Origin of the sequence: Terracoccus luteus (genome assembly GCF_003635045.1) — a bacterium.
Classification (GTDB): Bacteria; Actinomycetota; Actinomycetes; order Actinomycetales; family Dermatophilaceae; genus Terracoccus; species Terracoccus luteus.
This window is the reverse complement of sequence record NZ_RBXT01000001.1, coordinates 2,499,119-2,515,591: the sequence shown is the minus strand read 5'-3', so window position 1 is coordinate 2,515,591 and position 16,473 is coordinate 2,499,119. Positions and strand designations below refer to the sequence as shown.

At 73.4% G+C, this 16,473-nt stretch carries 17 protein-coding genes and 1 riboswitch; of the genes, 10 read left to right on the top strand and 7 right to left on the bottom strand.

Annotation, left to right across the window (positions count from 1 at the left end; translation table 11 throughout):
* Nucleotides 1-27: 27 nt before the first annotated feature.
* Nucleotides 28-423, top strand: coding sequence for a cold-shock protein (locus DFJ68_RS11405; RefSeq protein ID WP_121033303.1), 396 nt, complete (start codon nucleotides 28-30; stop codon nucleotides 421-423).
* Nucleotides 423-1,379 (top strand): DUF3027 domain-containing protein, encoded by a 957-nt coding sequence (locus tag DFJ68_RS11400; protein ID WP_121033301.1) that lies wholly within the window; start codon nucleotides 423-425, stop codon nucleotides 1,377-1,379. Before DFJ68_RS11405 ends, DFJ68_RS11400 begins: the two co-directional genes overlap by 1 nt.
* Nucleotides 1,380-1,432: 53 nt before the next feature.
* Here the strand turns inward: DFJ68_RS11400 and DFJ68_RS11395 are convergent, their stop codons facing one another.
* Complete coding sequence (locus DFJ68_RS11395; protein ID WP_121033299.1) at nucleotides 1,433-1,687, bottom strand: DUF2530 domain-containing protein; 255 nt, start codon at nucleotides 1,685-1,687, stop codon at nucleotides 1,433-1,435.
* Between the two features lie 58 nt (nucleotides 1,688-1,745).
* On the opposite strand from DFJ68_RS11395, the gene DFJ68_RS11390 reads away from it, so the two are divergent.
* Nucleotides 1,746-3,248, top strand: a complete 1,503-nt coding sequence (locus tag DFJ68_RS11390) for an NCS2 family permease (protein ID WP_121033297.1) — start codon at nucleotides 1,746-1,748, stop codon at nucleotides 3,246-3,248.
* A gap of 269 nt (nucleotides 3,249-3,517) precedes the next feature.
* On the opposite strand, the gene DFJ68_RS18300 is transcribed toward DFJ68_RS11390, so the two are convergent.
* Together DFJ68_RS18300 and DFJ68_RS18125 are read right to left on the bottom strand one after the other, a co-directional pair.
* Nucleotides 3,518-3,673 carry a hypothetical protein gene (locus DFJ68_RS18300; protein ID WP_170165751.1) on the bottom strand — a complete coding sequence of 52 codons (156 nt, stop codon included), beginning with the start codon at nucleotides 3,671-3,673 and terminating at the stop codon, nucleotides 3,518-3,520.
* Nucleotides 3,674-3,772: 99 nt separating this feature from the next.
* Complete coding sequence (locus tag DFJ68_RS18125) at nucleotides 3,773-3,955, bottom strand: hypothetical protein (protein WP_147431572.1); 183 nt, start codon at nucleotides 3,953-3,955, stop codon at nucleotides 3,773-3,775.
* A 112-nt stretch (nucleotides 3,956-4,067) separates the two neighbouring features.
* Here DFJ68_RS18125 and DFJ68_RS11380 point away from each other — a divergent pair, with 112 nt between their 5' ends.
* Together DFJ68_RS11380 and DFJ68_RS11375 are read left to right on the top strand one after the other, a co-directional pair.
* Nucleotides 4,068-4,541, top strand: a complete 474-nt coding sequence (locus DFJ68_RS11380; protein WP_245963603.1) for a MarR family winged helix-turn-helix transcriptional regulator — start codon at nucleotides 4,068-4,070, stop codon at nucleotides 4,539-4,541.
* Nucleotides 4,538-5,818 (top strand): MFS transporter, encoded by a 1,281-nt coding sequence (locus DFJ68_RS11375; protein ID WP_121033291.1) that lies wholly within the window; start codon nucleotides 4,538-4,540, stop codon nucleotides 5,816-5,818. Before DFJ68_RS11380 ends, DFJ68_RS11375 begins: the two co-directional genes overlap by 4 nt.
* A gap of 176 nt (nucleotides 5,819-5,994) precedes the next feature.
* On the opposite strand, the gene serC is transcribed toward DFJ68_RS11375, so the two are convergent.
* Together serC and DFJ68_RS18510 are read right to left on the bottom strand one after the other, a co-directional pair.
* Nucleotides 5,995-7,137, bottom strand: coding sequence for a phosphoserine transaminase (gene serC / locus DFJ68_RS11370; protein WP_121033289.1), 1,143 nt, complete (start codon nucleotides 7,135-7,137; stop codon nucleotides 5,995-5,997).
* A 193-nt stretch (nucleotides 7,138-7,330) separates the two neighbouring features.
* Nucleotides 7,331-9,325: a PQQ-dependent sugar dehydrogenase gene (locus tag DFJ68_RS18510; RefSeq protein WP_211333349.1), complete on the bottom strand. Its 1,995-nt coding sequence runs from the start codon at nucleotides 9,323-9,325 to the stop codon at nucleotides 7,331-7,333.
* A 174-nt stretch (nucleotides 9,326-9,499) separates the two neighbouring features.
* On the opposite strand from DFJ68_RS18510, the gene DFJ68_RS11360 reads away from it, so the two are divergent.
* A complete protein-coding gene (locus DFJ68_RS11360; protein ID WP_211333348.1) occupies nucleotides 9,500-10,165 on the top strand; it encodes a pentapeptide repeat-containing protein in 666 nt (221 codons plus the stop codon).
* 33 nt (nucleotides 10,166-10,198) lie between these two features.
* Here the strand turns inward: DFJ68_RS11360 and DFJ68_RS11355 are convergent, their stop codons facing one another.
* Entirely contained in the window at nucleotides 10,199-10,639 is a 441-nt protein-coding gene (locus tag DFJ68_RS11355; RefSeq protein ID WP_121033287.1) for a hypothetical protein, read from the bottom strand.
* An 88-nt stretch (nucleotides 10,640-10,727) separates the two neighbouring features.
* Here DFJ68_RS11355 and pdxH point away from each other — a divergent pair, with 88 nt between their 5' ends.
* A complete protein-coding gene (gene pdxH / locus DFJ68_RS11350; protein ID WP_121033285.1) occupies nucleotides 10,728-11,432 on the top strand; it encodes a pyridoxamine 5'-phosphate oxidase in 705 nt (234 codons plus the stop codon).
* Nucleotides 11,433-11,690: 258 nt separating this feature from the next.
* Here the strand turns inward: pdxH and DFJ68_RS11345 are convergent, their stop codons facing one another.
* Complete coding sequence (locus DFJ68_RS11345; protein ID WP_147431571.1) at nucleotides 11,691-12,821, bottom strand: hypothetical protein; 1,131 nt, start codon at nucleotides 12,819-12,821, stop codon at nucleotides 11,691-11,693.
* Between the two features lie 68 nt (nucleotides 12,822-12,889).
* On the opposite strand from DFJ68_RS11345, the gene DFJ68_RS11340 reads away from it, so the two are divergent.
* The 3 genes from DFJ68_RS11340 to DFJ68_RS18750 all read left to right on the top strand — a co-directional run bounded on the left by DFJ68_RS11340 (nucleotide 12,890) and on the right by DFJ68_RS18750 (nucleotide 16,252).
* A complete protein-coding gene (locus DFJ68_RS11340) occupies nucleotides 12,890-14,137 on the top strand; it encodes an MFS transporter (protein WP_121033281.1) in 1,248 nt (415 codons plus the stop codon).
* 50 nt (nucleotides 14,138-14,187) lie between these two features.
* Nucleotides 14,188-14,883, top strand: coding sequence for an iron-dependent transcriptional repressor DtxR (locus tag DFJ68_RS11335; protein WP_121033279.1), 696 nt, complete (start codon nucleotides 14,188-14,190; stop codon nucleotides 14,881-14,883).
* 144 nt (nucleotides 14,884-15,027) lie between these two features.
* A riboswitch (cyclic di-AMP (ydaO/yuaA leader) is annotated at nucleotides 15,028-15,195 on the top strand.
* Nucleotide 15,196: 1 nt separating this feature from the next.
* Nucleotides 15,197-16,252 carry a C40 family peptidase gene (locus tag DFJ68_RS18750; protein ID WP_245963602.1) on the top strand — a complete coding sequence of 352 codons (1,056 nt, stop codon included), beginning with the start codon at nucleotides 15,197-15,199 and terminating at the stop codon, nucleotides 16,250-16,252.
* The last annotated feature ends 221 nt before the right edge of the window (nucleotides 16,253-16,473 follow it).

The following is a 16,473-nucleotide window of genomic DNA, read 5'->3' as shown; positions in this document are numbered from 1 at the left end:
TCGCCCACAACATCACGAGGTGCACACGTGCCCACTGGCAAGGTCCGGTTCTACGACTCCGACAAGGGCTTCGGCTTCATCGCCGAGGACGAGGGGGCCGACGTCTTCCTGCCCTCGAGCGCCCTGCCCACCGGCGTCACGACCGTGCGCAAGGGTGCCCGGGTCGAGTTCGGCATCGTCGAGGGTCGCCGCGGCGCGCAGGCGCTCTCGCTGCAGCTGCTCGACCCCGCGCCCTCGGTCGCCGCCGGTCGGCGCGAGCGCGACCGTCGCCCCGCCGAGGACATGGTCGTCATCATCGAGGACGTCGTGCAGCTGCTCGACGGCGTCGGCAACGGCCTGCGCCGCGGTCACTACCCAGACCGCAAGCTCGGCTCCACCGTCGCCCGCGCCCTGCGCGGCCTCGCCGACCAGCTGGACGCCTGATGGCCGTGGCTGCTCCCACCAAGTCGGATGCCGTGCTGTCGGCCGCCGTCGACGTCGCCCGGTCCGCGCTCGACGAGATCACCGAGCCCGGCTCGGTGGGCGAGCACGTCGGCTTCGAGATGCTCGACGAGCGCCTCGGCATGCACTGGTTCGCCTGCCTGTCGGCCGGCTACGGCGGCTGGCGCTGGGGCGTCAGCGTCGCCCGCGTGCCGCGGGGCAAGGTCGCGACCGTCTGCGAGACCAACCTGCTGCCCGGTGCCGACGCCGTGCTCGCGCCGCAGTGGCTGCCCTACGCCGAGCGGCTCGCCCCCGGTGACCTCGGGGCCGGCGACACCCTGCCCTACCGCGCCGACGACCCGAACCTCGAGGCCGGGTTCGAGGCCACGGGTGACGAGGACGTCGACCAGGTCGGCTTCTTCGAGCTCGGCCTCGGCCGCCCGCGCGTGCTCTCGGCGGAAGGCCGCGAGCAGGCCGCGACCCGGTGGTACGAGGGCTCGCACGGCCCGACCGCCGAGGTCGCGACCAAGGCGACCGACCGCTGCACGAGCTGCGGCTACCTCGTCCCGATGCCCGGCGCCCTGCGCTCCGTCTTCGGTGTGTGCGCCAACGCGTGGAGCCCGTCCGACGGCCAGGTCGTCTCGCTCGACCACGGGTGCGGTGCGCACTCCGAGACCGAGGCGGAGCAGCCCGAGCCGCTCTCGGTCGGGCAGCCGATCGTCGACGAGTTCGCCGTCGACCTCGAGCCGGCCGAGCGGGCCGTGCGCGAGCCGCAGGCTGCGACGGACGAGGCGCCGGCGACGGATGCCGACGAGCCGGAGGAGTCGACGGACGCGGACGAGCCCGCCGAGTCGACGGGGGCCGAGCCCGAGGTGGGCGCCGACGACCCGCTGCAGCCGGCGGAGCCGGCCGAGAGCGACCAGCCGACCGACCCCGAGACCGAGCAGCCCACCGACTGAGCCGTCCGGACCCGGCACCACCCGGCATTCAGCCCATCCCTGACGCGCGTCGGTCAGGCGGCGTCGGTGGCGTTGCCGCGCCCGCGGCGCACGTAGAGCCAGCCGACGGCGCCGAGCGCGACCCCGGCGACGCAGGCCCACGGCCACCAGCCGCGGTCGCCCTCGTGCAGCGTCGGGACGACGAGGGTGACGACGAGCGCGACCACCCAGCAGGCGATCCCGGCCTCGACGATGCGCAGCATCGGCACGTGGATCGGGGCGATCGGGGTCATCTCGGGCGTCGCCTCGGGCTCGGGTCGCGACGTCATGCGACCAGCGTAGGCGCTCGACACATCCGGGAAACGTCGCGCCGCTACTGTTCGCGCCATGGCGACCGACCTGCGCACCAGACGACCGGCCTCCGGCCTCGACGGATTCTTCAAGATCAGCGAGCGGGGGTCGACCCTCTCGCGCGAGCTGCGCGGTGGCGTCGTCACCTTCTTCACGATGGCGTACATCATCGTGCTCAACCCGATCATCCTCTCCGGCGTGGCCGACGGGTCGGGCAACTTCATCGGCGGCACGACGGACCTCGCCGAGAGCAAGCTGCTCGTCGCCGTCGGCACCGCGGTCGTGGCGGGCGTCATGTCGATCCTCATGGGGGTGGTCGGTCGGTTCCCGATCGCCATCGCCGCAGGCCTCGGCATCAACGCCCTCATCACCGGCATGGTCGTCACCCACGCGTCGGAGGGGATCACCTTCGCGGACCTCATGGGCCTCGTCGTCATCGAGGGCGTCATCATCCTCGTGCTCGTGCTGACCGGGTTCCGGCGGGCCGTGTTCCGGGCCATCCCCGCGCCGCTCAAGGTGGCCATCTCCGTCGGCATCGGCCTGTTCATCGCCTTCATCGGCGTCATCGACGCCGGGTTCGCCCGCCGGCCCAGCACGCCCGGCTCGGTCCCGAGCGAGCTCGGCATCGGCGGCAGCCTCGACGGCTGGCCGACGGTGGTCTTCGTCGTGGGCGTGCTGCTCATGGCGGTGCTGCTCATCCGCAAGGTCAAGGGCGCCATCCTCATCGGCATCGTCGTGGCCACGGCGCTCGCCATCGCCATCGAGGCCGTGGCGAAGATCGGCCCGCGCACGTTCGGGGCCGACGGGGCGCTCGTCAACCCCGACGCCTGGGCGCTGACCGTGCCGGCGCTGCCGACGTCGATCACGAACACGCCCGACCTCGGCATCCTCGGCCAGTTCAGCCTCCTCGGCAGCTTCGGCAAGATCGGCGTCATCACCGCGACGCTGTTCGTCTTCAGCCTGCTGCTCGCCGACTTCTTCGACACCATGGGCACGGTCGTCGCCATCGGCACCGAGGCCAAGCTGCTCGACGAGCACGGCAACCCGCCGAACACCGACCGCATCCTCGCCGTCGACTCGGTGGCCGCCATCGCCGGTGGCGCGGGCGGTGTCAGCAGCAACACGAGCTACATCGAGAGCGCCGCGGGGGTGGGGGAGGGAGCCCGCACCGGCCTCGCGTCGGTCGTCACCGGCATCCTCTTCCTGCTGGCGACGTTCCTGGCCCCGCTCTTCGCGATCGTCCCCTCGGAGGCCGCGGCGCCCGCCCTCGTCATCGTCGGCTATCTGATGATGACGCAGGTCACGAACATCTCGTGGGACGACATGGAGGTCGGCATCCCGGCCTTCCTCACCATCGTGCTCATGCCGTTCACGTACAACATCACCGTCGGCATCGGCGCGGGGTTCATCGCCTGGGTGCTGCTCAAGGTGGCCCGGGGCAAGACGCGCAGCATCCACCCGCTCCTGTGGATCGTCACGGCGTTCTTCCTCGTGTACTTCGCCAAGGCGCCGATCGAGAGCCTCCTCACCGGCGCCTGACCGGGGGCTGCCGCGGGCTGTCGGGGGGCGGCCGGCCGCTCGGACGACCCGTGGTCGGGTGCGGCCACCACCGCAAGCGGCGCGGCCGCTCCTCACTGGGGGTGCCCGGTAGTAACGGTCGTCAGGGCCTCAGAGCCCAGTCCGTCGGCCACGTGCGAACCGTCGGGCGTGGGCGATGGTCGTGCCGAGCGCCAGCTCCTGGCGGTCGGTGGCGCGCAGCATCGCCGACCGCACCCCGGCTGTCGGTACATCGCCTGCACCCACGAGACTCACACGAGGAACCACCGGGCGAGCGCCGGCTCCGTGTAGCGCCAGCAGTCCTTGTCGATGGCACGACCCGAGGTGTGGAACTCTGCGCTGTCGCACTCGACGACGATGCGCAGCTGCTCGTCGACGAGATCGGGTCGGATGGTCGTGCCGCCCACCCGCAGCCGGCGCTGAGGGACGAGGCGGATGCCGGGAGCCGAGTACGAGTCGGCACGGACGACCGACTCGAAGGGGTTCGCGGCCCTCCCGTCCGCCCGTCACGCGATCTCGGCCGCCGCGTCGCGCCCTCGGCTCGGCAGCCGCCCCGCCGCCGACAGCAGCTGGGCGCGGGTCGGCTGGGTCGTGAGCGACCACTCGTACGAGACGGCCGCGGTGCGCAGACACGCCACGGCCGACAGGCGGTGCGACTCGCGACGGCCGACCTCGGACGTGGGCAGCACGTAGCGCCCGCGGGCCGGACGCAGGAAGCGGGGCTGTGACGGTGGCGGAATGGTTAGCCGGGGTAATGAGTTAAGGTAAGTAGTTGTCGATACAACACTTCCGAGGACCCCCTTGCGTACCAAGACCCCCACCACCATGGATGCCGGCCCGTCGGCTCCTGCTCTCACCCGCGGTGAGCTCGTCACCCTGTCGAACGAGCTGCGCATCGCGTGCATGCGCATCTCGCGCCGCGTGCGGTTCGAGAGCGACCCCGAGCTCGCGCCGCACCAATTCTCGGCGCTCATCCGCCTCGAGACGACGCCGCGCACCAACAGCGAGCTGGCCGAGATCGAGAAGGTGTCGGCGCCGAGCATGAAGCGCACGACCCAGAGCCTCGTCGACCTCGGCCTCGTCGCCCGAGCCGACGACCCGACCGACGGCCGGCAGGTCATCCTCAGCCTCACCGCCGAGGGCCGCAAGGCCGTCCGGCGCATCCGACGGCACCGCGACGAGTGGATGCTGGCCCGGTTCGAGAACCTCTCCGAGGACGAGCTGCAGCTGCTGCGCCGGGCCGGGGCGGTCCTGGCCAAGGTGGCCGGCGAATGAGCCCCACCTTCCACTCGCTCGGCATCCGCAACTACCGCATCTACGCCTCCGGCGCCATCGTCAGCAACGTCGGCACGTGGATGGGGCGCGTCGCCCAGGACTGGCTCGTGCTCACGCAGCTGACCGACCACTCGGCCAGCGCCCTCGGCATCGTCACGGGCCTGCAGTTCCTGCCGTTCCTGCTGCTGGCGCCGTGGGCCGGCATGATCGTCGACCGCTTCCCCAAGCGGCGCATCCTCTTCCTCACCCAGACGGCGCTGCTCACGACCGCGTTCGCCCTCGCGGTGCTGACAGCGCTCGGTGTCGTGCAGCTCTGGCACGTCTTCGCCCTCGCGTTCCTGCAGGGCATCGCCACGGCGGTCGACAACCCGGCCCGGCAGACGTTCGTCTCCGAGATGGTCGACACCGCCCACCTGCCCAACGCGGTCGCCCTCAACAGCGCCTCGTTCAACCTCGGGCGGCTCGTCGGCCCCGCGGTCGCGGGTCTCGTCATCGCGTGGTTCGGCATCAGCCCCGCCCTGTTCGTCAACGCGGCCAGCTTCGTCTTCGTGCTGTGGGCGCTGCAGCGGATGAACGCCCGTGAGCTGACACCCGCCCCGCGCGCCCGCGGCAAGGGCCAGATCCGGGAGGGCGTGCGCTACGTGCGCGGCCGACCCGACATCATGCTCGTGATGTTCCTCGTCTTCATGCTCGGCACGTTCGGCATGAACTTCCAGGTGACGATGGCCCTCATGGCGACCAAGGTCTTCGAGAAGGGACCGGGCGAGTACGGCCTGCTCGGCTCGATCATGGCCGTCGGCTCGCTCGCGGCGGCACTGCTCTCGGCTCGGCGCGAGCGGCCCCGCATGCGGGTGCTGCTCGTCGCGCTCGCCGGCTTCACCGTCTCGACGGCGCTGCTCGCGATCGCCCCGACGTACGAGACGTTCGCCGTGCTGCTCGTCCCGACCGGGCTCGCCGCCCTCACGGCGCTGACGACCGCGAACGCCATGGTGCAGATCAGCGTCGAGCCCGTCATGCGCGGCCGTGTCATGGCGCTCTACATGGCCATCTTCATGGGCGGCACCCCGATCGGCTCACCGGTCATCGGCTGGATCGGCGACGCCTTCGGCGCCCGCTGGACCATCGCCATCGGCACCTTCGCCGTCGGCCTCAGCCTGGTGGCGGTGGCCCTGTGGGTGTACCGGCGTCACAATGTGGCGGTCAGCTTCGAGCTGCGCCGCCGGCCCCACCTGCGCGTGCGCCGGCTCGCCCCCGAACCGGTCGAGGTCGCCAAGTGAGCTTCAAGTTCCGTCACCGCATCACCGTCGCGGCGCTGGTGCTCTTCGTCGTCATCGCCGTGGTCGCCGCCATCGTGCGCTGACCGGCACACCACCGAGCACGGACACACAGCACACGCGCGGATGCCGCGGGGCCCGGCCCCGCGGCATCCGCGCGTGTGCTGACCGTGAGGAGGTCAGGCCAGGGCGGCGACCACGTGGTCGATGGCCTTGGTCAGGGTCGTCACGTCGTCGGGCTCGACCGCGGGGAACATCGCGACACGCAGCTGGTTGCGGCCGAGCTTGCGGTAGGGCTCGACGTCGACGATGCCGTGGGCGCGCAGCACCTTGGCGACGGCGGCCGCGTCGATGCTGTCGTCGAAGTCGATCGTGCCGACGACCTGCGAACGGGCGGCCGGGTCGGCCACGTAGGGCGTCGTGTACGACGTGCGCTCGGCCCAGTCGTAGAGGCGTGAGCTGGAGTCGAGGGTGCGGCCGGTCGTGAACTCAAGGCCGCCGTTGCCGTTCATCCACTCCAGCTGGCTGCGCATGAGCGCGAGCGTCGCGACGGCAGGGGTGTTGTACGTCTGGTTCTTCAGCGAGTTGTCGACGGCGGTCGGCAGGCTGAAGAAGTCGGGCACCCAGCGTCCGGTCGCGGCGATCTCGTCGACGCGGGCGAGGGCGGCCGGCGAGAACGCCGCCAGCCACAGGCCGCCGTCGGAGGCGAAGCACTTCTGCGGCGCGAAGTAGTAGACGTCGGCCTGGGTGATGTCGACCGGGAGGCCGCCCGCGCCGGACGTCGCGTCGACGAGCACGAGGGCGTCGTCGTCGGCGCCCTCGACCCGCTTCACGGGGGCCATGACACCGGTCGAGGTCTCGTTGTGCGGCCAGGCGTAGACGTCGACGCCCGCCTCGGCGTGGGGCGACGCGAGGGTGCCGGGGTCGGCCTTGACGATGGTGGGCTCCCCGAGGAAGGGGGCGGCCTTCGTGACGGCGCCGAACTTGCTGGAGAACTCACCGAAGGCGAGGTGCTGCGCGCGGTCGCGGACGAGGCCGAAGGCGGCGATGTCCCAGAACGCGGTCGAGCCGCCGTTGCCGAGGATGATCTCGTAGCCCTCGGGCAGCGAGAAGAGGTCGCGCAGGCCGGAGCGCACGTCGCCGACGAGGTTCTTGACCGGGGCCTGGCGGTGCGAGGTCCCGAGCACGGTGCGCCCGATCTCGAGGAGGTCGTCGAGCTGGGCGGGGCGCACCTTCGACGGTCCGGAGCCGAAGCGTCCGTCGCCGGGGAGCAGGTCGGCAGGGATCTCGATGGTCTGGGTCGCGGTCGGTGCGTCGGTCACGGATTCACCCTCGGGTCACGGCCACGGCACGTCGGCGGGTCCTGACCGGGGGTGCCGGTGCGGTGCCGAGCCCGTGGCGGTTGTCGGTTTCCGGCGACGCGGGACTGCCCGGCCGCCGGTCGTCATTGAACCCCACCATCCCAGCAGGTGGACCTGTCTGCCCGCTGGGTGGAACGCCTCGCCGCCTCGGACGTCAGGTGACGACGCCCCCGAGCGAGACGTTCACGTAGCCCCCGGTGCGCGCGTCGAAGAGGTACAGCTGCCCGTTCCCGCCACGACCGAACATGACGAAGGTGCCGTCGCTGCGGGTGACGACGTCGGGGGCGGAGGTGTAGACCGCGGTCACCCCGAGCGACGCGCCGTTGCGCTCGACCACCGGGCTGCCGTCCGGGCCGACGGAGACGGACAGCCGCGGGCCGCCGGGCCACCGGTCGCCGAGGGCACGGGCACTCCAGCCGGACGCCAGACCGGGCTGTACGGGCCACCCGCCGCCGCCGGTCGCCGTGAAGACGCCCTCGTAGGTCCGGCCCGTCTGCCCGCGACCGCTCACGACGGTCTGTTTCGTCGAGGGGACCGCCGCCGCCGACAGGGCCGAGGTGAAGATGCCGCCGGTGGTGCGCCAGCCCGACCATCGCGAGCCGTCGTAGCGATTGCGGAACCCGCCGCCGGCCGGGGCGACCGCCCAGACGTCGAGGGTGCCGTCACCGAGCGAGCTGCCGTGCTGGCTGATGACGCCGCCGCCGAGGTTCGCGGAGCCGCGCCGCACGCCGTCGGTGAACCACGTGTGCACGACCGCGCGGTTCGCGTCGCGGGTGAAGAGGTCGACCCGTCCGGATGCCGACGACGCCGCGGAGGGGGCGTCGGACGAGGTCACCCCGGCGGACGTCCAGGCACCCCACGTGCGCCCGTCGTCGGTGCTGCGACGGAAGTAGACGCGGTCGCCCGTGCTGCGCACGAAGGCGGTGATGGCCGAACCGGTGCGCACCGCGGTCACGCCGGAGGGCGTCACGAGCGACCCGGCACGTACGGTGGGCACGGTGGCCGTCGGCCGCACTCGCAGGATGCGGTCGCTGCCGCCGTTGTCGGTGGTGACGTAGAGCGAGCCGTCGGGACCCTGCTGCAGTGCGCGCACCCGGCCGATGCCCTCGGTGGCCGGCAGCCGACGCACCGAGACGACGTCGCCCGTCGTCGGCGAGGGCTGCAGCCGCATGAGGTAGACGCCCTGGGCCTTGAGCAGGGCGACGGCGAGCCAGCCCTGGTACTCGCCCCAGGCCGCGCCCGTGAGGAAGGCCGCGCCGCTCGTGGCGACCGTGGGGGAGCCCGAGCTCCACCGGGCGACGCGCGCCGAGGGGAATGTGGTGAGGTCGGTCATCGGGCGCGACTCGTCGTAGCCGGGCACGGGGTCCCACCCGTAGTTGCCGCCGCGGACGAGCAGGTTGACCTCGTCATCGCGGCTCGTTCCGTGCTCGGCGGACCACATCTCGCTCGTGCCGGGACGGAAGGCGAGCCCCTGGACGTTGCGGTGCCCGTAGGTCCATACGTACCGGGCGTTGCCGCCGCGGGAGTAGAACGGGTTGTCGGTCGGCACAGAGCCGTCCCACCCCACGCGCAGCACCTTGCCGCCGAGCGAGGCGAGGTTCTGCGGGTTGGTGCCGACGGCCGCGTCACCGGTGCCGACGTAGAGCTTGCCGTCGGGGCCGAAGCGCAGGCGGCACCCGGAGTGACGACCCGTCGTGATGGGCAGCCCGGTGACGACCGGCGCCCCGTCGGACACCGCCGTCGTGTCGGAGGTCAGCCGCCAGCGCAGCACCCGCCCGTCGAGCGTCCCCCCGGTCGAGACGGACTGACAGGTGTAGAACCGCTTGTTCGTCGCGGCTGCCGGGTCGGCCACCATGCCGAGCAGCCCGCTCTCGCCGCTCGCGAAGATCGTGGGGAACCCACTGATGGTGACCCGCCGCGGTGCGGCCGTGCCGCGCTGGCTCCACACCGACCCGGCGCGCAGGTCGTAGAGCATGAGGTCGCCGACGAAGGTGAGGTCCCACGGGTGGTCGAGCCCGGACACGACCGTCGAGACCTGCACCGCGGGGGCGGCCTGCGCGGGCGACGGGGCGGTCGTCGCGGTGAGCGTGCCCGCGCCGACGACGGCGGCGACGAGGCAGGCGAGCAGGCGGCTCGGGCGAGTGGTCATGGCGGCTCCGCTCAGGACGTCACGGCCCCGGCGGACGGGTGGCTCCCGACTCGTCCGGCTCCGTCACCCCATGATGCGCGCGACCACCGACAGTCGCCACCGGGCGGACGTGGAGGCTGTGGACGACGCCGAGGAGACGGCCACGGGGGCCGCGAGGCTGGCACACTCGGCGGCATGTCCCGGCCGTCGTCGCAGCGCCCCCGTCGCCCCGCCACCCCGCCGCCGGACGACCTCGAGCCCTACCCCCACGACCGGTTCGATCCCGCGCTCGGCCACCACGACGGCATCCACTTCGAGGGCACCGACTTCAGCGGCGTGCACGCCGAGGGGGGCGCCTTCCTCGAGTGCGTCCTGACCGACGCCGCCCTCGACGACGCGCACCTCGAGGGCTCGCGCTGGTCCGAGTCGCGCTGGGAGCGCGTGCACGGCGCGGGGCTGGCGCTGCAGGAGGGCGCCCTGGCCGACACGACCTTCGACGGATGCCGCCTTGCCGCGGTGTCGGCGTGGGGGGCGTCGTGGCGCGACGTCACGGTGGTCGGCGGCAAGGTCGACTTCCTCAACCTCCGCGGGGCCGCCCTGCGCGACGTCGCCTTCGTCGACTGCGTCGTCACCGAGCTCGACCTGCAGGAGACGACCGTCGACGGTCTCACCTTCGAGGGCTGCACCCTCGTCGCGCCGGAGTTCGGCCGCGGCCGCTACGCCCGGCTCGACCTGTCTGGCGCGCAGCTGCGCGAGCCCCGGGGGCTCGCCGGCCTCCGTGGCGCGACGCTGTCCCGAGGCCAGGTCATCGAGCTCGCCGACGCGCTCGCGTCCGAGCTCGGCATCGTCGTCGCCGACTGAGCCCGGGCCCCGCCGGCCCTGCGGGCGCGGGTCTCAGTGACCGCGCGGGTCGGTCGTCTCGCCCTGCAGGGGCGTCGCGCCCGGGCGGTCACCGCGACGCAGCGCGGCGTCGGCGGCGTCCTTGGCCCGCTCGCGCACGGAGCCCTGCTGGCCCGGGCGCACCCGGCGGGTCAGGTCGGCCCGGTCGACGAGCGCCGACAGGGGCACGTCGACGGTGGGGTAGACGCTGACGGCCGTGTCGCCGCTGAAGACGACCCACACCGTCTCGCCGGTGCGCGGCACCTTGAGCACCGCGCCGTCGCTGAGCCGCTGGGCATGCTCGAACGCCGCCTTGCGCGCCCGGTCGCTCGCGACGAGCTTCTGGCCCGCCTCCTTGGCCGGCTCGCGCAGTGCCTTGCTGGCCACCCACAGCTGCGGCCCGTACTTGACCCCGAGCCGCACGGCCGAGACGACCAGCTTGCCCTTGCCTGCCATCGGGGGACTCCTCGTGGTCGGTGGTGCCGCCCCTGCGGCACACGGTGCGACCCGTCGATGGGCCGTCCGCCCAGCCTAGTCTGGGCCCATGAGCAGCTCCTCCTCCGTCCCCGGCCCCGACGTGCCGCGCATCGACTACGCCGGCGAGGGCCTCGACGAGTCGGCCGTCGCCGCCACCCCGTGGGAGCAGGCGAACGCGTGGGTCGAGCACGCCGCCGAGGTGGCCCGCTCGCGCGACGACGTGCCGGAGCCGACGGCCATCTCCGTCGCCACCGTCGACAGCTCGGGCGCGCCCAACGTGCGCACCGTGCTCATGCGCTTCTTCGACGAGCGGGGCCCCGGCTTCGTCACCAACCTCGGCTCGAGCAAGGGCCGCGAGATCGAGCACGAGCCGCGCGTCGCCGTCAGCCTGACGTGGCCCGCTCTCTACCGGGCCATCCGCTTCCGCGGGCGCGCCGAGCCGCTCGGCCGCGACGAGGTCGAGGCGTACTTCGACTCGCGGCCCTACGGGTCGCGGCTGTCGGCGTGGGCGTCCGAGCAGTCGGAGCCCGCCACCGGCCGCGACGAGCTCGAGCGCCGCTGGGCCGAGGTGTCACAGCGCTTCCCCGACACGGGCGACGACACCGACGTCCCCGTGCCCCCGTTCTGGGGCGGGTACCGCGTGCGGTGCGACGAGGTCGAGTTCTGGGCCGGCCGCTCCAACCGGCTGCATGACCGCATCGTCTTCACGCGCGTCGGTGACGGCGACCTCGCCACCGCGAACGCGTGGCGTCGCTCCCGTCGCCAGCCCTGAGACCCGGCATCCGACGGCATCCGACGGCATCCGACCGACCGACAACGGAACAGGGCGGCCCGACCGTGGTCGGACCGCCCTGCTTCATCCATGGTTACGGGTCGCTGACGCGACTATCGCGTGGCCACCTCGTACGTTCCGGAAGAAGAAGACACTTCTCGGACCACCTCCCTTCGGGCTCGGTCCTTGCACCGTACGTCGGCATCCCGACCGGTTCAAGACCTTTTCCGCACCGTGGCGCGGGCCATGCGGGAGCGCTCAGGCGGCGCGCTCGCCGCCGTCGTCGGATGCCGGTGCGCCGACGTCCGGGGGCAGGTCGGCTCGCGCTCGCGCCACCCCGACGATCCCTGCGCCACCGGCCACGAGCAGGAGCACCGCCGCGAGCTCGAGCAGCATCGGCGCCGCCGACAGGGCTGTGAAGACCCGGGCGCCGAGTGCGTAGTCGCGGGCGAAGAGCACCGCCAGCACGGCGGCGGCGGTGAAGCCGACGACCCAGAGCCGGGCGCCGGTGAGCCACGGCAGCCGTGTCTCCAGGTCGGCCGACACGTCGGGGGCCCAGTGCGGTAGCAGGCCCACCCACACCGCGAGCTGCACGGTCTGGCTGAACGCGAAGAGGGTTAAGAGGCGCTCGGCGAGCGCTCCCGCCCCCGCCCCGGGTGGCGCCCCGAACGCCCCGACGGCGCCGTCGGCGAGGCCGCGGACGAGGTCGACGTCGGCGTGGAGCAGCCCGTCGAGGGCCCCGGAGAGCAGCAGCGCCGGCACGAGCACCACCCAGCCCGCGACGACCCAGCGCACCGCCCGCCGGCCCCGGGCCGAGCGCCGCGACGACCAGTCCCACACCAGCACGGCCGGCACGAGGTGGTGCAGGTGCGCCAGCACGACGAGGTGCTGGTCGGGGAAGGCGAGTGACAGCGCCGCGCCCACGGCGACGACGCCGAGGGCCGCCCGGCGAACCCGGCCGCGGAGGCAGCGGTGGGCGACGAGGGTGAGCAGTCCGTACGTCGCGACGACCCCGACGACGGCGCCCGCACCGCGGCCGGCCGGGGCCACCGCGCGGGCGGCGACGGCCACCGCGACGAGAGCCCCGACGGCGAGGGTGACCGTGCCCGACGAGCGCACCGGCATGAGGCCGAACCGGCCACCGAGGTAGCGCAGCTCGAGCACGACGGCGAGCACCCCGAAGAGCACGATGCCGACCGCGGCCGTCCCGACGGGGACCGTGAGGGCCAGCACGAGGGACCCGATCACGACGAGCCCGAGGGCCCAGGCGAGCGAGCGTCCGCCGGGCAACCGCGCGGCCGGAGCGGACGGGGCAGTCGGAGCGGTCGGTGAGGGCACCGGCCACGGCGACGAGGCCGCGACCGGCCCGTCCGCACCGGGGCTCGTCACGTCCCTCAGCCTCGCCACAGCCCCTGCGGGCGGCCACCCGAGATGCCCAATCGTTAGGGTCTCGTGCCATGACCGAGACCCCTCCCGCCGTGCCGGTCGGCGGGGCGGGAGCACCGGGCGGCGTGCCCGGGGGCTGGCGCTCCATCGCCGTCTCGGCGTACGGCCCGAGCCTGCTCTCCGCGGTCGGCTCGGGGGCCGTCATGCCGGTCGTGGCCGTCACGGCCCGCGGTCTGGGCGCGTCGGTCGCGGTCGCCGCCCTCGCCGTCGCGGCCATCGGCGTCGGCCAGCTGCTCGGCGACCTGCCGTCCGGGGCGCTCGCGGCCCGCATCGGTGAGCGGCGCGCCCTGCTCACCGCCGCGGTGGTCGAGGCCGTCGGCATGGCCCTGTGCGCGCTCGCCGGCCACCTCGCCCTGCTGTTCGCAGGCGTGCTCGTGATCGGCCTGGCCGGCTCGCTCTTCGGCCTGGCCCGCCAGGCGTATCTCACCGAGGCGGTGCCCGTCGCGATGCGCGCCCGGGCCCTGTCGACGCTCGGGGGCGTCACGCGCATCGGCGCCTTCATCGGCCCCTTCATCGGCGCCTTCGTCATCGCGCGCAGCGACGTCGCGGCCGCCTACGTCGTCGGGGCGGTCGCCGCCGGGGCCGCCTTCCTCCTCGTCCTGCTCGCGCCGGACATCACGAAGGATGCCGACGGGGCCGCGGCCGCGGTCGCCCACCGGTCGGTCTTCAGCGTCCTCGGAGAGCACCGCTTCGTGCTGCTGACCCTCGGCACGGGTGCCCTGTGCATCTCGGGTGCCCGGGCGGTGCGCGAGGCGCTCGTGCCGCTCTGGGCCGAGTCGCAGGGGCTCACCCCGTCCCAGACCGCGCTCGTCTTCGGCGTGGCCGGGGCCCTCGACATGCTGCTGTTCTACCCCTCCGGCTGGCTCATGGACCGCTACGGCCGGGTCGCCGCCGCGGTGCCCAGCATGGTCGTGCTCGGCATCGGGATGATGGTGCTGCCGCTCGCCACCGGCCTCGTCGCCATCACGCTCGCGGCCACCGTGCTCGGGCTCGGCAACGGCATCGGGGCGGGCCTCGTCATGACCCTCGGGGCCGACGCCTCACCGGCCGTCGGCCGCACCCAGTTCCTCGGCGGCTGGCGCCTGTTCGCCGACGTGGGAAGGGCGGCGGGCCCGCTGGCGTTGTCGGGGCTGAGCGGCATCATGACGCTCGGGGCCAGCTCGGTCGTGCTCGGCGTCGGCGCCGTCGTCGGGGCCGGGTGGCTGCGGGTGTGGGTGCCGCGGCACGACCCGACCCGCCGGCATCCGACGGCGTCCTGACACCCGGGCGCCGGTGCCGTGGGCGGCGTGAACTCTGAGAGGCTAGGGCTGTGACCGACCTGATCGACACCACCGAGATGTACCTGCGCACGATCTTCGAGCTGGAGGAAGAGGGCATCGTGCCCCTGCGCGCGCGCATCGCCGAGCGCCTCGGGCACTCGGGGCCGACGGTGTCGCAGACGGTGGCGCGCATGGAGCGCGACGGCCTCGTCGCCGTGTCGGGCGACCGGCACCTCGAGCTGTCCGACCACGGCCGGCTGCTCGCCACCCGGGTCATGCGCAAGCACCGCCTCGCCGAGCGGCTGCTCGTCGATGTCATCGGGCTCGAGTGGGAGTACGCCCACGACGAGGCGTGCCGGTGGGAGCACGTCATGTCCGAGCAGGTCGAGCGCAAGATCCTCGGGCTCATCGGCGAGGGTCTCGAGTCGCCCTACGGCAACCCCATCCCCGGCCTGCACGAGTTCGGGGTCGAGCAGCCCGAGGACTTCCTCGCCGGGCTCACCGCGCTCACCGCGGCCGCCGGCGCCCAGCCCCGCGTCGTCGTCATCCGCCGCATCGGCGAGCCGGTGCAGGTCGACCCCGACGCGCTCTCGCTGCTCACCGCGGCCGGGGTGCTGCCCGGCAGCCACGTCGAGGTCGTGCGCGAGGGCGGGCGCGTCGTCGCGGTGCGCCAGGGGAGCGAGGCCTCGAGCGGCGTCTCGCTGCCCGACGACGTCGCCGTGCACGTCTACTGCGAGACCGTCTGACGCCGGGTGCGCGTCGCGCGGAGTTCCCGTCCGGACCGGATCGTGACCTTGGCGTGACAATGCGGGGGTGACTCGCTACCTTGGGGGCACTCACCCACCCGTCGGGCGAGGGCTTCGAACCGGAACGCCGAGTCCTGCCACCGGTTCGAAGGTCGGCTTGAACCCTTCACGGCAGGAGCGGGGGACCCACTTCCACGGGCGTCGAGAGACGTCCTCGGGGTGAAGTCCCACGAGCCATTGCGGCTCCACGGACCGGGCAGTACCTCAGCCCGAACCCGACAGCTCACCTCGTAGGCGTCGAGAGGTAGATCCCGTGGCTCACAACGCTCCTGGGCGCCACCGCGCCCCCGGCCGTTTCAACCCCCTTGCCGAGCTGACGCTCATCGCCAAGGAGTCCGCCCAGCCCGCCGTCAAGGGGGCCGCGATCGTGGCCGCCTCCGGTGGCCTCGTCGCCTCCTTCGTCCAGCCCGCGGCCGCCGCCGACGACACGAACGTCGTCGCCGCCGTCGACGCCAAGGTCGCCGCGGCCCCCGCCGTTGTCGGCCCGCAGGCCGTCGACTCGGCCCGCACCACCGCGCTCACCGCGTTCGGCTACGTCGCCCCGGCCGCCGCGCCCAAGGCCAAGCCGATCGTCATCGAGGACCTCGTCGTCGAGAAGCAGCGTGCCGTGGCCGCCGCGAAGGCCAAGGCCGAGGCGAAGGCCCGCGCCGAGGCGAAGGCCGCCGAGCAGGCCCGCGAGGCCCGTCAGCGCGCCGCTGCTGCCGAGGCCGCCCGTGAGGCGCGCGAGGCCCGCGAAGCCCGGGAGGCGCGCGCCGCCCGTGCCGCTGCCGCCGAGCGCGAGCAGAGCACCACCCGCTCGTCGCGTTCGACCGAGCGCACCGCCGTGTCGACGCGTTCCAGCTCGCGCTCGACCTCGAGCAGCACGACGAGCCGCTCGACCTCGAGCCGTTCGACCTCCTCGTCGTCCTCGTCCTCCTCGAGCACGCCGACGAAGACGACTACGACGGCCCCGAAGCCGGCCTCGAACCCGGCCCCGTCGGCATCCGGCATCGTCGGCATCGCCTACAACTACACCGGCGTGCCCTACGTCTACGGCGGCTCGACCCCGAGCGGCTTCGACTGCTCCGGCTTCACGTCGTACGTGTACCGCAAGGCCGGCGTGTCGATCCCGCGCACGGCGTCGGCGCAGCAGCGTGCCGCCACGCGCGTCAGCAGCCCCCGCCCCGGCGACCTCGTGTTCTTCGGCTACCCGGCCTACCACGTGGGCATCTACGTGAGCCCCGGCCGCATGGTCGACGCGCAGCGCCCCGGCACCGTGATCGGCAACCACTCGATCTGGACCACGCCCTCGGGCTACGGCCGCTTCTGAGCGACCCCGCCCCGGGATCCCGAGGCCCCGTCCACCATTCGGTGGGCGGGGCCTCGCCTCGTCCCGGGGCGCTCCGCTCGTCGGGCGGAGGTGGAACCCGACCGTCGGTGGTCGCGGATCACCTCGACCCCCGCGGGTGCGAGCCGGGTCGAGGTAGACGGCCGCGGCAGGGAGCGAATCATCACCTCGACCCGCGCCCACCGACACCGGTCGGCCCTCAC

Coding starts and splice junctions, on each gene's coding strand:
- DFJ68_RS11390 (WP_121033297.1), top strand. CDS start 1,746: ATGGCGACCGACCTGCGCACCAGACGACCGGCCTCCGGCCTCGACGGA.
- DFJ68_RS11355 (WP_121033287.1), bottom strand. CDS start 10,639: ATGGCAGGCAAGGGCAAGCTGGTCGTCTCGGCCGTGCGGCTCGGGGTC.
- pdxH (WP_121033285.1), top strand. CDS start 10,728: ATGAGCAGCTCCTCCTCCGTCCCCGGCCCCGACGTGCCGCGCATCGAC.
- DFJ68_RS11395 (WP_121033299.1), bottom strand. CDS start 1,687: ATGACGTCGCGACCCGAGCCCGAGGCGACGCCCGAGATGACCCCGATC.
- DFJ68_RS11360 (WP_211333348.1), top strand. CDS start 9,500: ATGTCCCGGCCGTCGTCGCAGCGCCCCCGTCGCCCCGCCACCCCGCCG.
- DFJ68_RS11375 (WP_121033291.1), top strand. CDS start 4,538: ATGAGCCCCACCTTCCACTCGCTCGGCATCCGCAACTACCGCATCTAC.
- DFJ68_RS11400 (WP_121033301.1), top strand. CDS start 423: ATGGCCGTGGCTGCTCCCACCAAGTCGGATGCCGTGCTGTCGGCCGCC.
- DFJ68_RS11340 (WP_121033281.1), top strand. CDS start 12,890: ATGACCGAGACCCCTCCCGCCGTGCCGGTCGGCGGGGCGGGAGCACCG.
- DFJ68_RS18510 (WP_211333349.1), bottom strand. CDS start 9,325: ATGACCACTCGCCCGAGCCGCCTGCTCGCCTGCCTCGTCGCCGCCGTC.